At 70.4% G+C, this 12,907-nt stretch carries 13 protein-coding genes; 4 read left to right on the top strand and 9 right to left on the bottom strand.

Annotated elements, in window-relative coordinates; all coding sequences use genetic code 11:
- Positions 1–8: 8 nt before the first annotated feature.
- The 4 genes from KA711_00270 to KA711_00255 form a co-directional block, all read right to left on the bottom strand.
- The gene (locus tag KA711_00270) at positions 9–308 is read right to left on the bottom strand and encodes a putative addiction module antidote protein (protein ID MCM0607423.1); all 300 of its coding nucleotides are present in this window, start codon (positions 306–308) and stop codon (positions 9–11) included.
- A gap of 4 nt (positions 309–312) precedes the next feature.
- Positions 313–597, bottom strand: coding sequence for a type II toxin-antitoxin system RelE/ParE family toxin (locus KA711_00265; protein ID MCM0607422.1), 285 nt, complete (start codon positions 595–597; stop codon positions 313–315).
- A 140-nt stretch (positions 598–737) separates the two neighbouring features.
- A complete protein-coding gene (locus tag KA711_00260; GenBank protein ID MCM0607421.1) occupies positions 738–1,811 on the bottom strand; it encodes an acyltransferase family protein in 1,074 nt (357 codons plus the stop codon).
- 124 nt (positions 1,812–1,935) lie between these two features.
- Positions 1,936–3,924, bottom strand: a complete 1,989-nt coding sequence (locus KA711_00255; GenBank protein MCM0607420.1) for a sigma-54-dependent Fis family transcriptional regulator — start codon at positions 3,922–3,924, stop codon at positions 1,936–1,938.
- A 227-nt stretch (positions 3,925–4,151) separates the two neighbouring features.
- Between KA711_00255 and KA711_00250 the strand changes: the two genes are divergently transcribed.
- The 3 genes from KA711_00250 to KA711_00240 all read left to right on the top strand — a co-directional run bounded on the left by KA711_00250 (position 4,152) and on the right by KA711_00240 (position 8,026).
- The gene (locus KA711_00250; GenBank protein MCM0607419.1) at positions 4,152–5,444 is read left to right on the top strand and encodes a PQQ-dependent sugar dehydrogenase; all 1,293 of its coding nucleotides are present in this window, start codon (positions 4,152–4,154) and stop codon (positions 5,442–5,444) included.
- Positions 5,445–5,517: 73 nt separating this feature from the next.
- Complete coding sequence (locus KA711_00245; protein MCM0607418.1) at positions 5,518–5,838, top strand: cytochrome c; 321 nt, start codon at positions 5,518–5,520, stop codon at positions 5,836–5,838.
- Positions 5,819–8,026, top strand: a complete 2,208-nt coding sequence (locus KA711_00240) for a TonB-dependent receptor (protein MCM0607417.1) — start codon at positions 5,819–5,821, stop codon at positions 8,024–8,026. Before KA711_00245 ends, KA711_00240 begins: the two co-directional genes overlap by 20 nt.
- An 82-nt stretch (positions 8,027–8,108) precedes the next feature.
- Here the strand turns inward: KA711_00240 and KA711_00235 are convergent, their stop codons facing one another.
- The 4 genes from KA711_00235 to wrbA all read right to left on the bottom strand — a co-directional run bounded on the left by KA711_00235 (position 8,109) and on the right by wrbA (position 11,011).
- Entirely contained in the window at positions 8,109–8,351 is a 243-nt protein-coding gene (locus tag KA711_00235) for a hypothetical protein (protein ID MCM0607416.1), read from the bottom strand.
- A gap of 79 nt (positions 8,352–8,430) precedes the next feature.
- Positions 8,431–8,958, bottom strand: a complete 528-nt coding sequence (locus KA711_00230) for a hypothetical protein (GenBank protein MCM0607415.1) — start codon at positions 8,956–8,958, stop codon at positions 8,431–8,433.
- Positions 8,959–9,138: 180 nt separating this feature from the next.
- Complete coding sequence (locus KA711_00225; GenBank protein ID MCM0607414.1) at positions 9,139–10,287, bottom strand: alanine--glyoxylate aminotransferase family protein; 1,149 nt, start codon at positions 10,285–10,287, stop codon at positions 9,139–9,141.
- 124 nt (positions 10,288–10,411) lie between these two features.
- Entirely contained in the window at positions 10,412–11,011 is a 600-nt protein-coding gene (gene wrbA, locus KA711_00220) for an NAD(P)H:quinone oxidoreductase (GenBank protein ID MCM0607413.1), read from the bottom strand.
- A 341-nt stretch (positions 11,012–11,352) separates the two neighbouring features.
- Here wrbA and KA711_00215 point away from each other — a divergent pair, with 341 nt between their 5' ends.
- Positions 11,353–12,057, top strand: a complete 705-nt coding sequence (locus KA711_00215) for a VIT family protein (GenBank protein MCM0607412.1) — start codon at positions 11,353–11,355, stop codon at positions 12,055–12,057.
- An 87-nt stretch (positions 12,058–12,144) separates the two neighbouring features.
- On the opposite strand, the gene KA711_00210 is transcribed toward KA711_00215, so the two are convergent.
- A complete protein-coding gene (locus tag KA711_00210) occupies positions 12,145–12,888 on the bottom strand; it encodes a Crp/Fnr family transcriptional regulator (protein MCM0607411.1) in 744 nt (247 codons plus the stop codon).
- Positions 12,889–12,907 lie beyond the last annotated feature (19 nt).

Here is a 12,907-nt window from a genome sequence, read left to right as displayed (position 1 = left end):
CTCCTCCGTCAAACCGTGGTCGCAGTCAGTTTGACGCCAAGAGCCTTGCAGACTTTGTGAATCGTGTCGAAGCGAGGGTGGGCCTCGGGTCTGAGCGCTTTGTACAGCGCTTCCCGGGTCAGACCAGCCGACTGCGCCACTTGTGTCATCCCCCGCGCACGAGCGACATCACCGAGGGCTGCAGCCAGCAGCCCCGGGTCGCCATCTTCGACAGCCAGACGGATGCAGTCGGCGATGGCCTCGTCGTCGTCCAGGTACTTGGACGGATCGAACTCGGCCAACTCGGACAGCTTGATCTTCTTGCTCATGTGGTCAGTCCTCGATGGTCTTGGCCAGTGCAATGGCCTTCTCGATATCCCGTGTCTGCGTTCCCTTTGTTCCGCCCCCGAGCATCACGATGAGGACGTCGCCGCGCCGCGCGCAGTTCAGCCGCCATCCGGGACCGAAGAACTCGCGCATCTCGTACACCCCTTGGGCAACTGGCTTGACATCGCCAAGCTGCCCGAGGCTCGCCTTTCGAAGTCGCAGAACCAGACGGCGTCGGGTCTGCGGATCACGGAGCCCCTCCAGCCATCGATCGAATGACTCTGTGAGCACGACTTTGTACTGGTCTTGACTGTAATCGATTGTTCACGAACTTCCATTCGGCCTCAAGTCAAGGTCGCGCTCATCGGGTCACCAACCGCGCTGAGACTGCAGCTTTCTCAGCACCTCCTGACTGAGCAAGTTTGAAGGAGTCATGCACTTGGCAATCCGAGCCAGGGCCGGAGCGGCCTGATGGCTTCACAGATCCTCACCAGCGCCAAGGCGCATGTCACGGTGCCGACAACCAGCAGCGGTCCCTCGGCAATGGGTTGCAGTGCCAACGGCCTGAGCGCCACGGCAAGAAGGATGATCAGCGTCTGGTGCAGCACGTACACCGCAAAGATCCTGACGGCCAGCCCGCGCAGCCATGGGTTGGGTCGGTTCAGATGCACCCAAGCGAAACCGAGGACCGCCATCACCCCGCCCCACTGCTGGGCGGCATAGACCGTGCGCTGCAGCGGCGCAGGGACGCCCGGTGCGGACAACAGCAGCATCCAGCTTCCCAGCGCGACGAGCAACGCGGCCACGCGAAAGCGAGCAATGGCCGACCAAGCGCCAGGTGTGCTCGCGAGGATCGCTCCTGCGAGGAAGGCTGGGAGGTACTGCGCATGCGCCAGAGGATCGTCGACGAGAGCGTGCGTGACGTCGAACCAGGGCCTCAGGGCGAGCCGGCCCGTGGCAAGCACCAGCCAGGGCGCGACCAGCAGGCTCAAGACTGACAGCGTGCCCGAGAGTCGCTGGCCCGCCCGCTCCAGCCAGAGCGGCGCGACACGCACGCTCGCCCACAACACGAGCGTGTAGACCATCAGGTAGGGCAGGAACCAGAGGTGGTTCCAGGTCGGCAAGGTCAGGCAGGGGCCGGTGGGCTTGCAAAAGTCCCCGTGACCGCCCAGGTAGAGTGGCAGGAACTCCAGGTAGCTGCCGTCGTAGCCCATCTGCTGGATCACCTGCCAGTAGGACTGCGGCGGCACGATCACCAGCACCCCTGCAACAAGCGGAAAGCCCAGGCGTCTGAGCCTGAATCCGAGCCACCCTGGGGCGTCTCTTCGCAGCAGGATGGCCGTCACGGCCCCCGACACCACGAAGAGCAGGCTCATGCGCCAAGGATTGACGAGCCGCATCCAGGGTTCGAGCGCCGTGCTCGCAAAGGGGCTCTTGAGGTGCCAGTCCCAGGTCACGTAGTACATGCCCACGTGATACAGGATGAGCAGGCCCAGGGCGAGCAAGCGCAGGGCGTCGAGAAAGTCGAGGCGGCTATCGGTAACCCGATTGGGTCTGGCGTCGGGACCCGGGACTCTGCGGAACGAAGGCCGTTCGAGACTCAATCTCTCGTGCTCCGCCACCGGAACTCTATCGGCCGCCGAGCTCTCCACCGAGGTGGCGGTACACCGTGCTGCGCGAGATGCCCAGCTCGCGAGCCGTGCGGCTGATGCTGCGGCCGCAGCGCTCCCAGGTCTGGCGCACCAGCGCATCGCCCTGGCGCCGCAGCGCCGAGGGTTTGCCGCCGTCGGCCCCTGCGGCGGGCGCTGCGCGGGCTGTGGCGGGCAGGGCCCGGACGATGTCGTCCTCGCCCAGCTCGGCGCTCGTGTCGTCGCCGCTCAGCGTGCGCTGCAGCAGCGCGCGCACCAGCACCGAGCGCAGCTCGCGAAAGTTCCCCGGCCAGTCGTGCTGGCGCAGCCGCGCCAGCGCGTCGCCGGCCAGCCGTGCCGAGCCGTCGATGCCCTGCAGCAGCGCGTGGGCCGCGGCGTCGAAGTCGCTGCGCGTGCGCAACGGCGGCAGTTCGATGCGCACGGTGTGCAGCCGGTACAGCAGATCGGCGCGGAAGCGGCCGGCGCGGACGGCCTCGTCGAGGTCGCGGTGGGTGGCGGCCAGAACCTGCACGTCGAGCCGCCGGCCCTCCAGCGCGCCCACGGGCCGGGCGACGCCGTCGTCCAGAAAGCGCAGCAAAGTGGCTTGCAGCTGCGCCGGCAGCTCGGCGATCTCGTCGAGCAGCAGCGTGCCGCCGTCGGCCCGCGCCAGCAGCCCCGGGCTGCCGCCCGGCCTCGCCCCCGTGAAGGCGCCGGCCACGTGCCCGAAGAGCTCGGCCTCGAACAGTTCTGCCGGCATCCCGCCGCAGTTGACGGCCACGAACTCGCCCCGGCGCCGGCCCATGCGGTGGGCGTGGCGCGCCAGCACCTCTTTGCCGGTGCCGGTCTCGCCTTGCAGCAGCACGGGCACGCGCAGCGCCACGGCGCGCTCCACCAGGCGGCAGGCGTCGCGTACGGCGGCGTCGTCCGCCACAAAACCGAGGCTCCTGTCGTCGGCCCGGACTGCGGTGCCGCTGACGGCGGCCGCACCTGCGGCGCCCACCCCCAGGCGCCGCGCGGGTGCAGGCGAGAGCCGCCGCGCCACGAGCAGGCTGCCAAGGCTGTCGCGCAGCCGTGTCTCGTCGTCGCGCTGCAGCCGCCCGAGCAGACGCTCGAAAGGCTCGGCGAACAGCGAGTCGAAAGCGCTGCCGGGCCCGGGCTGCAGGCCCGCCAGCAGCTCGCGGGCGGTGGCGTTGCAGGCCGTGAGGCGGCCCTCGGCATCGAAGGCCAGCAGCCCGGCGCTGAGCGTGCCCAGGTACTCGGCGCGCGGGTGCACGGCCAGCAGCAGCTGGCCGCGCATCTGGTGCGCCAGCAGCCGGTTCTCGATCTGCTTGGCCGCCATCTGCACCAGCGCCTGGGTGTGGCGGTGGCGGGACAGCACGTAAGAGCTGGCATCGAGCACGCCGACGATGTGGCCCTGGCCATCGCGCACGGGGGCCGCCGTGCAGGACACCGCGCCCAGCGACAGGAACCAGTGCTCGCGCCCGGTGACCGCCACCGCCTGCCCGCAGGCCAGGGCCGTGCCCAGACCGTTGGTGCCGGCCACCGACTCGTGCCAGTGGCTGCCGGCCAGGATGCCGGCGCTGTTGCCGTCGCCGCTGCCGCTGCTGCTGCCGAAGCGGCTGTCGGCCTGCAGATCGAGGATGACGCCGTCGGCATCGGCGAAGGCCAGCAGGTGGTTGCTGCCGGCGATCTGCCGCGACAGCGTCTCGAGCTCGGCCTGCGCCAGGCCCAACACGGTGCGCGAGCGCTCGCGGCGCCGCGCCAGCTCAGCCGCTTCGACCACCGGCACGCGCATCGGCGCGGCGGCGTCCAGCCCGTGCTCCAGGCAGCGGGCCCAGCTGTCGAGCACCAGGATCGACGGCGTGCCGTCCAGCGGCAAGGTGCTGCCGCGGTGGCTGAGCGCGCGGGCACGCGCCAGGGCGCGCGTGGCTTCGACGGTGTTCACGGCGTGTGTCTCCTCGGGGCACCCGGGCCGGCCGCCGGTTTCCATCGTGAACCCGCGGCCGGGGGGAGTTCTGCATCGCTTCTCGACGTTGCCGCGCGACAGTGTCGCGAAGTAAGACAGTCTCGCCACGGCAGGCCGCGATCAGACGCCAGCGCGCCCTTTGCCGCGATAGGGGTGTTCACTGAGTGGAACGCGGATTGCTGGGCAGTTCTGTGGTGGCTCCCCATGCGGCCGCCGCGAGCCGAAGCAAACCCATCCGAGGAGACACGTCGATGATCCGCAAGAACCCGCTACGCCGCGCCTGGCCGGCGCTGCTCACCGCCACCGCGCTGGCCGCCGCCAGCCTGAGCGCCGCTGCCCAGGGCAACCTCGACAAGCTCAAACAGTTCAAGGTGGCCACCACCGACCTGAACATCCCGGTGGTCGCCCAGACCGGGCGCAACGCCGACGCCATCCGCAACAACCTGCGCAACATCAAGATGCCGCCGGGTTTCAAGATCGAGCTCTACGCCATCGTGCCCGACGCGCGCATGATGGCCGTGGCGCCGAGCACCAACATGCTGTTCGTCGGCACGCGCAAGACCAGCGTCTGGGCCGTCACCGACCGCAACTCCGACGGCGTGGCCGACGAGGTCAAGAGCTTCGCGCCGAGCCTGAAGTTCACCAACCCCAATGGCGTGTGCTGGACGCGCGACGGCTTCCTGATGGTCGTCGAGCACAACCGCGTGCTCAACTTCCCCGCCGCCGAGTTCTTCTATGAAGGCCCTGACGTCGCGGTGATCGAGGTCGTGCCCCAGGGCAAGCTGATCCCCCCCGAGGAGGAGAGCTTCAACCACGGTGCGCGCGTGTGCCGCGTCGGGGCCGACAACCAGCTGTACGTGTCGCTGGGCCAGCCCTTCAACGTGCAGCCGCGCGACAAGGTCAAGCTGTACGACGATCTCGGCATCGGCGGCATCATCCGCTTCAACCCGTTCGACGGCAGCAAGCGCGAGGTCTTCGCCCGCGGCATCCGCAACTCCGTGGGCCACGACTTCAACCCCAAGGACGGCAGCCTGTGGTTCACCGACAACCAGGTCGATGGCATGGGCGACGACATCCCGCCGGGTGAGCTCAACCGCGTCACGCAGCGCGGCCAGCACTTCGGCTTCCCCTGGACCAACGGCGGCGTCACCATCGCCGGCAGCGGTGCCGCGCCCGACCTGAAGGACTTGCCCGCGCCCGCCGGCCTGGTGGCGCCGCAGGTGCTGTTCCCGGCCCACCAGGCGCAGCTGGGCATGAGCTTCTACGGCGGCTCGATGTTCCCCGAGAAGTACCGCGGGGGCATCTTCGTGGCGTCGCATGGTTCCTGGAACCGCACCAAGCCCAGCGGCGCGCTGATCAACTTCGTCTCGCTCAAGGCCGATGGCACGGCCGACAAGACCGAGGTCTTCGCTGAGGGCTGGATGGACGGCAATGGCGTCTACCGCGGCCGCCCGGTCGACGTGGCGATGATGAAGGACGGGTCGATGCTGATCAGCGACGACTTCGCCGGGGCCATCTACCGCGTCACCTACAGCGCGCCCTGAGCGACCTGCCGGCAAGGCGCCCCTTGCGGGCACCTTGCCGGCTTCGGAAGAGGACGCCACGACCTTGCAGCTCCTGAAGCCTCTCGCGGCCGTCTTGGCCGTTTGCCTGCTGCTGCCCGCACCTGTCGCCGCCCAGGACGTGCAGGCCGGGCGCCAGCGCGCGCAGGCCTGCGCCGTGTGTCACGGCCCCTTGGGCCTGAGCACCGTGCCTGACGCGCCTCACCTGGCCGGGCAGCCGGCCCTCTACCTGGCGGCGCAGCTGCGCGCCTACCGCAGCGGCTCTCGCCGCCACGAGGTGATGAACGTCATGGCCCGCGCACTGACGGACGAGGACATCGGCCACCTGGCGGCCTGGTACGCGGCGATCCGCATCGATGCGCAGCCGCCGCAGTAGCCCGCCTTGCGGGCGCGTGGCGGGCCTGGCCGCGTCTGCGTTGGCCGCGTCGCTGCTGGCCACAGACGCCGCGGCGCAGGAGCGGGTGATCGTCACCGCCAGCGGCGCCGAGCAGCGCGCCTTCGACGCCCCGCATGCCGCCAGCGTCGTCGACGCCGACGAGCTTCGCAGTGGCGGACCCATGATCAACCTGTCGGAGTCGCTGGCGCGTGTGCCCGGCCTGGTGGCCAACAACCGCAGCAACTACGCACAAGACCTGCAGCTGGGCTCGCGTGGGTTCGGCGCGCGCGCCAGCTTCGGTGTGCGCGGCCTGCGGCTGGTGGCCGACGGCATCCCGGCCAGCGGCCCCGACGGCCAGGGCCAGGTCTCCCACGTCGACATCGCCGGTGCCAGCCGAGTGGAGGTGTTGCGCGGCCCGTTCTCGGCGCTCATGGGCAGCAGCTCCGGCGGCGTCATCGCGGTGACGAGCACGGCGCCCACCGCAGGCCGCGTGCGCCTGGACGGCGACGCCGGCAGCTTCGGGCTGGCGCAGGCGCGGCTCACGATCGAGGGCCCCTTGGCGCCACTGGGCCCGGGCTGGACGCTGCGCGCCTCGGCCTCGGAGATGGACATCCAGGGCTTCAGGCCGCAGTCGGCGGCGCAACGACGGCTGCTCAACCTCCGGCTGGCCCGCGAGCTCGCGGGTGAGCGTCTGGTGTTGGTGGCCAACGCACTCGACCAGCCGGCACAAGACCCGCTCGGCCTGACGCGCGCCCAGTTCGACGCCGACCCCTGGCAGACCAACCCGCTGGCCTTGCCGCAGGACGCGCCCGGGCAGGCCGACCGCTTCGACACGCGCAAGGACACGGCGCAGACGCAGGCCGGCGTGTCGTGGCGACGCCGCCTCGATGCTGGCGCGCTGGCCGAGGGGCAGGTGGCGGCCTGGACGGGCCGGCGCGCCGTCACCCAGTGGCAAGCCATCCCGGTGGCGACGCAGTTCAACGCCGCCAACCCCGCGCTCACTGAGCGCCATCCGGGGGGCGTGATCGACTTTGGCCGCCGCTACGGCGGGATCGACGGCCGGCTTGTCTGGCGCTGGGCGCTGCAGGGCGAGCGCCAGCTGCAGCTCGTGGCCGGCGCCGCGCAGGAGTTTGCGCGCGAGGACCGGCGCGGCTTCGAGAACTTCAGCGGCGCCGCCGCGACGCGGCTGCTGGGCGTGAGCGGCCGCCTGCGCCGCGACGAGGCCAACCGCCTGGACAGCCGCGACTTCTTTGTGCAGGCCGACGCCGAGCTGGCGCCCGCGTGGGCGCTGGCGGCCGGCCTGCGCGCCACGCGCGTGCGCTACGCGTCACAAGACCGATACATCGTCGGCGGCAACGGCGACGACTCCGGCACGCTCGCCTACTCGGCGCGCAGCCCGGTGGTGTCGCTGCAGTGGCGCGGCAGCGAGGCTTGGCGCACCTACCTGAGCCTGGGCCGCGGCTTCGAGGCACCAACGCTGGGCGAGGTGGCCTACCGCCCCGATGGCGAGGGCGGCTTCAACACGGCGCTGCAGCCGCAGCGCAGCCGTCAGGCCGAGCTGGGCCTCAAGTGGCGTGGCCGCGGCGGCGCGGCGGTGGATCTTGCGCTGTTCGAGGCGCGCACCGACGACGAGATCGCGGTGGCCAGCAACCGCGGCGGCCGCAGCAGCTTCCGCAACGTCGGCCGCACCACGCGCAGCGGCCTCGAGCTGGCGCTGTCGGCGCCGCTCGCACCGACTTTGCGCGGCAGCCTGGCCTTGACGCTGCTCGACGCGCGCTACGAAGATGCCTTCGCGGTGTGCGCGGCGCCCCCCTGCACCACGCCCACGGTGCCGGTGCCGGCGGGCAACCGCATCGCCGGCACGCAGCCACGAAGCCTGTTCGCCGAGCTGGCGTGGCAGCCTCTGGTGGCCCTGGAGCTGGCGCTCGAAGTCAAGGGTGCCGGCCGCGTGGCCGTGAACGACGCAAACAGCGACTTTGCGGCGGGCTATGGCCTGGTCGGGCTGAAGGCGCGCTGGGTGCAACCGCTGCCCACGGGCCGGCTGGAACTGCTGGCCCGGCTGGACAATCTGGCCGGCCGCGCGGTGGCCGGCAGCGTGATCGTCGGCGAGGCCAACGGCCGTTTTTTCGAGCCGGCGCCGCCGCGCAACGGACTGGTCTCCGTACGCTGGGTGACCGACTGGCCCTGAGCCCTCTCGGCGTTGCGCGCCGCAGTGCTTGAGACAACCGGGCCGGTTCAGCCACGAGGGCGGGTGAACCCAAAAACAGCTGCTACCCGGGCGCCGGGAGCGTCGGCGGCGGGGTTGGCAGGCCGATCTGACCGACGAAGCGCTGGCAAATACAGGCCAGCATTACCCGCCAGCGGTGGAGCTTGGGCAACTGCTCCGCAGCAGCTCTGACGTGCTGGATGGCCGCATGAACGTTGGTGATCATCGACTTGATCAACCCCGCTTCGGCGTGCATGGGCGTCAGGTACAGCGTGGTCTGGTTGCCGCTGCGGGTGGCGCCGCCCACGCTCCTAGGAGCGTGGGCGCAGGTTGCCTACCCGGAAGGTGTGCAGCACGTGGCTGGGTCGGCCCGGCTTATGCGGGCTTTAGCCAATCTCCGCACCCTCCTGGCGGCCATACAGCGGCTTGATCGTGGCGTCCATGTCCAGAATCCACGGTCGGTCCAGGGCCTCGCGCACGCTGGCCATCAGCGCCTGGCGCGTCCACGGCTCGCTGGCCGCCGGCACCATCGCCGCCAGCCCGCGGCGCACCGAATCTTCGCTGACCATGCCGCGCAGACCCAGGGCCTTGGCAGCCACCGCGTCGCTGCGGACGCCGGCGATGTGCGCATAGCGCTTGCTGCCGGCCAAGAGGCCCAGCATCAGCGTGCCCAGCACGTCGTGTGGTCGCGATGCGTTGGGGCTGCTGCAGTGCAGCGGGCAGGTCTGCACCCAGCGGTCGAAAACACCCGCGGTGGCCAGGCATTCGGCGAAGAACACGATCTGTCCGTGGGGTGTGGCTTGGGCAGTCTCGTCCCCGCGCACATGCACACGGCCGCCCATCGTGTCGACCACCATCGCGTCATCGCTGGCTTGTGCCAACGCGGACTTCTTCGGTTCGTTGGCCTCACCCATCGGGTGGGTTTGCCAAACAGCCTCAAACCCGCGCCAGCGCCAAAGAAAACAGCGACGGCGCAGGGTCAACGGCGGTTCTTAGGGTTACCGATCAACCGCCTCGCCGCGCTTCAACACCGCTGTTGATGAGTGGCAGGTTCCAGTGCGGCGCCGTGGATCGCCGCGAGCCTGGGGGGCCGCTCAAGCCGCTGCGCGCGCCTCGCCCAGCACTTGCTGCAGCGCGCGCTCCAGCCGTGCCGTGGCAGCGGCGGCGTCGTGCAGCTTGTCCAGGCCGAACAGGCCGAGGCGGAAGGTCTTGAAGTCGGCGCCTTCGTCGCACTGCAGCGGCACGCCTGCGGCGCTCTGCACGCCCACGGCCGCGAAGGCCTTGCCGGTGTGCAGGCCGGCGTCGTCGGTGTAGCTCACCACCACACCCGGGGCCTGGAAGCCCTCGGCGGCCACACTGCGCAGGCCATGCTGCGCCAGGAGCGCACGCACGCGCGTGCCCAGCGCCCACTGCGCGGTTCGCAGCCGCTCGAAACCGTATGCGCGCGACTCCAGCATCACGTCGCGCGTCGCGGCCAGTGCGTCCGTGGGCAGGGTGGTGTGGTAGGCGTGGCCGCCGGCCTCGTAGGTTTCCATGATCTGCAGCCACTTCTTGAGATCGGCTGAGAAGCTGGTGCTGGTGGTGCCGTCGATGGCCGCGCGCGCACGTTCCGACAGCATCACGAAGGCGCAGCAGGGCGAGCCGCTCCAGCCCTTCTGCGGTGCGCTGATCAGCACGTCCACGCCGGTGGCCTGCATGTCCACCCACAGCGCGCCGCTGGCGATGCAGTCCAGCACGAACAAGCCGCCCGCCGCGTGCACGGCGTCGGCCACGCCACGCAGGTAGTCGTCGGGCAGCAGCATGCCGGCGGAGGTTTCGACGTGGGGCGCAAACACCACCGCGGGCCTCTCGGCGGCGACGGCCTCGCGCACCACCTGCAGCGGAGCCGGCACCCACGGCATCTGCCGGCCCGGGCCCAGGGGGCGGGCGTTCAGTACGCTGTGGCTGGTGGCAATGCCGCCCATGTCGAGGATTTGCGTCCAGCGGTAGCTGAACCAGCCGTTGCGAATGACCATGACATGCCGCCCACCCGCGAACTGCCTGGCCACGGCCTCCATGCCATAGGTGCCGCTGCCGGGCACCACCACGGCGCTGCGCGCGTGGTAGACCTCCTTAAGCACGCCGGAGATGTCGCACATCACGCCCTGGAAGCGCTGCGACATGTGGTTGAGCGCGCGGTCGGTGTAGACGACCGAGTACTCCAGCAGCCCGTCGGGGTCGATGTGCGCGTTCAGTCCGGGCATGGTCCGTCTCCGTTTCGATGTGTGCTGCGATCAGGTCGGATGAGCTTAGCACCGGCACCCGCGCCGCGCCCGTCGTCGGCCGCACCCGATGTGCGGGCCTTCGTCACGCTGCCGTCACCGGCCTTCAGCCCGCCAGCCGGGCGGCGATCTTCGCCACGTGCGCGCCCTGAAAGCGCGCACCGGCCAGCTCGTTGGCCGAGGGCTGGCGCGAGCCGTTGCCGTCGGCGATCGTGCTGGCGCCGTAGGGGCTGCCGCCCGTCACCTCGGACACGCCCATCTGGCCCTGGAAGGCGTAGGGCAGGCCGACGATGACCATGCCGTGGTGCAGCAACACCGTGTGCGTAGACAGGATGGTGCTCTCCTGGCCTCCATGCTGCGTGGCCGTGCTCGTGAACACCGAGCCCACCTTGCCGATGAGCTTGCCCTGGAACCACAGGCCTCCGGTCTGGTCGAGGAAGTTCTTCATCTGCGCCGGCATGTTGCCGAAGCGCGTGGGCACGCCCAGGATGATCGCGTCGTAGGCCGGCAGCTCGTCGACCGTGGCCACCGGTGCGGCCTGCTCAAGCTTGAAGCCGGAGGCCTTGGCGACGTCGGCCGGCACGAGCTCGGGCACGCGCTTGATGGTGACCTCAGCGCCCGTGGACGCGGCGCCTTCCGCGACGGCCCGGGACATGGTCTCGATGTGACCGTAGCTGCTGTAGTAGAGGACGAGGACCTTGGCCATGAAGCGGCTCCTTGGGTGTGGGGGTGCCGCGGATTGTTCGTCAGGCGGCGGGCTGCCCTCGTGCGCAACCGCCGTCGTCGGCGTTCAAGGCAGTCGAATGGCCGAGGGGGCCAGCCGACACAGCGGGCGCTTCCGCGGCGTCGCCAGCCCTTGGGGCTGAGAGCCGGCCCAAGAGCAGCAGCACGATGCACCGGCTGGCGCAACCTGCGGGGCGCCCCGCGCACGAAGGGCACACGCCAGGAGCGTGGGCGGCAGCGAACACAGGCGCAGGACCGTCGACTGCACGCCACAGCCCGAACTTCACCCGCACGCCGCAGTCTTGAGAGCGCATGATGGGAGGCATGCCTGCCCTGCGCCGCCACCATGAACGCCACCGCACGGACCGCATCGGCTGGCTGCGCGCCGCCGTGCTGGGAGCCAACGACGGCATCGTCTCGACCGCCAGTCTGGTGGTGGGGGTTGCTGCGGCGGGCACCGCCCCGCAGGCGCTGCTGCTGACCGGTATCGCTGGCTTGATGGCCGGGGCGATGTCGATGGCGGCTGGGGAGTACGTGTCCGTGCACTCGCAGTCGGATGCGGAACAGGCCGATCTCGCGCGCGAGCGCGCCGAGCTGTCGGCCGACTTCCCCGCCGAGCGGCGTGAGTTGGCCGCCCTGTACGTGGCGCGTGGTGTCGACGCCGACCTGGCGCAGCGAGTCGCCACGCAGCTCATGGCACACGATGCGCTGGGCGCGCACGCGCGCGACGAACTCGGGATCTCTGAGACGGTGACCGCGCGGCCCGTCCAGGCGGCGTGGGCGTCGGCGGCGAGCTTCGCGGCCGGAGCGGCCCTGCCGCTGGCCGTGACCGCCCTGGCGCCCGCACCCACCCTCATCGCCTGGGTGAGCGCGGCATCGCTCGTCTTCCTCGGTGCGCTGGGTGCACTGGCGGCCCGTGTCGGGGGTGCCGCACCGCTCGTCGGTGCCTGGCGCGTCGTGCTGTGGGGCGCGCTCGCCATGGCGATCACGGCCGGCGCGGGGGTGGTGTTCGGCGCGGCCTCCCTCTGAATCGCTGTGCACCCGAGCCCCCTTGGGGGGCGCGACGTGCCTGGTCCGGCACTGGGGGCCCTGAAGGCGTGGGAGGTCCGCGAGGGCTCACTCTGCCATGCGCACGGGCAACAGGCGGTCGTACTCCTTCTTGACCACGGCATAACACTCGCAGGTGCGGGCCTCGAGTCCAGGACGGTCGAGCACGGTGATGTGGCCGCGGGCGTAGCGGATGAGGCCGTCGCGTTGCAGCTTCAACGCCGCTTCGGTGACGCCCTCGCGCCGAACGCCCAGCATGTTGGCGATCAACTCCTGCGTCATCACGAGCTCGTCGCCGACCAGGCGGTCCATGCTCAGCAGCAGCCAGCGGCACAGTTGCTGATCGAGCAGGTGGTGGCGATTGCAAACGGCGGTTTGCGCCATCTGGGTGATCAGGGCCTGGGTGTAGCGGAGCATCAGGTGCATCACCGAGTGGTTGTTGCTGAACTCGTCCAGCATCACGGGGCCGCGCAGCCGCCACCCTTCGCCCGCGCTTTGCACCACGGCGCGGCTGGGTGTGGAGCCGCCACCCATGAACAGGGAGATGCCCACCACGCCATCGCGGCCTGCCACCGCGATCTCGGCAGACGAGCCGTCGGCCATCACGTACAGCAGCGAGACGATGGCGTTGGTGGGAAAGTAGACGTGGCTCATGGTGCGGCCCGACTCGTACAGCACTTGGCCCAGGGGCAGCTCCACCCACTCCAGTTGAGGTGCCCAGCGCGCCCATTCGGTGGCCGGCAATGCCGCCAGCAGGTGGTTGAGCCGGGGATCCTGTCGTTCTGTCATGGCAGCTCCGATTCGGCCTCGCATGAATTGGCGGCCCCGTGGA

The organism is Ideonella sp. WA131b, assembly GCA_023657425.1.
Lineage (GTDB): Bacteria > Pseudomonadota > Gammaproteobacteria > Burkholderiales > Burkholderiaceae_C > Rubrivivax.
The sequence above is the reverse complement of the archived record's forward strand: the minus strand, read 5'-3'. Positions and strand labels throughout refer to the sequence as shown.

Excerpts from the sequence above, each read along its gene's own strand:
- KA711_00270 (MCM0607423.1), bottom strand. The coding sequence starts at position 308 with ATGAGCAAGAAGATCAAGCTGTCCGAGTTGGCCGAGTTCGATCCGTCC.
- KA711_00255 (MCM0607420.1), bottom strand. The coding sequence starts at position 3,924 with ATGGAAACCGGCGGCCGGCCCGGGTGCCCCGAGGAGACACACGCCGTG.
- KA711_00250 (MCM0607419.1), top strand. The coding sequence starts at position 4,152 with ATGATCCGCAAGAACCCGCTACGCCGCGCCTGGCCGGCGCTGCTCACC.
- KA711_00240 (MCM0607417.1), top strand. The coding sequence starts at position 5,819 with ATGCGCAGCCGCCGCAGTAGCCCGCCTTGCGGGCGCGTGGCGGGCCTG.
- KA711_00230 (MCM0607415.1), bottom strand. The coding sequence starts at position 8,958 with ATGGGTGAGGCCAACGAACCGAAGAAGTCCGCGTTGGCACAAGCCAGC.
- KA711_00225 (MCM0607414.1), bottom strand. The coding sequence starts at position 10,287 with ATGCCCGGACTGAACGCGCACATCGACCCCGACGGGCTGCTGGAGTAC.
- wrbA (MCM0607413.1), bottom strand. The coding sequence starts at position 11,011 with ATGGCCAAGGTCCTCGTCCTCTACTACAGCAGCTACGGTCACATCGAG.
- KA711_00215 (MCM0607412.1), top strand. The coding sequence starts at position 11,353 with ATGCCTGCCCTGCGCCGCCACCATGAACGCCACCGCACGGACCGCATC.
- KA711_00210 (MCM0607411.1), bottom strand. The coding sequence starts at position 12,888 with ATGCGAGGCCGAATCGGAGCTGCCATGACAGAACGACAGGATCCCCGG.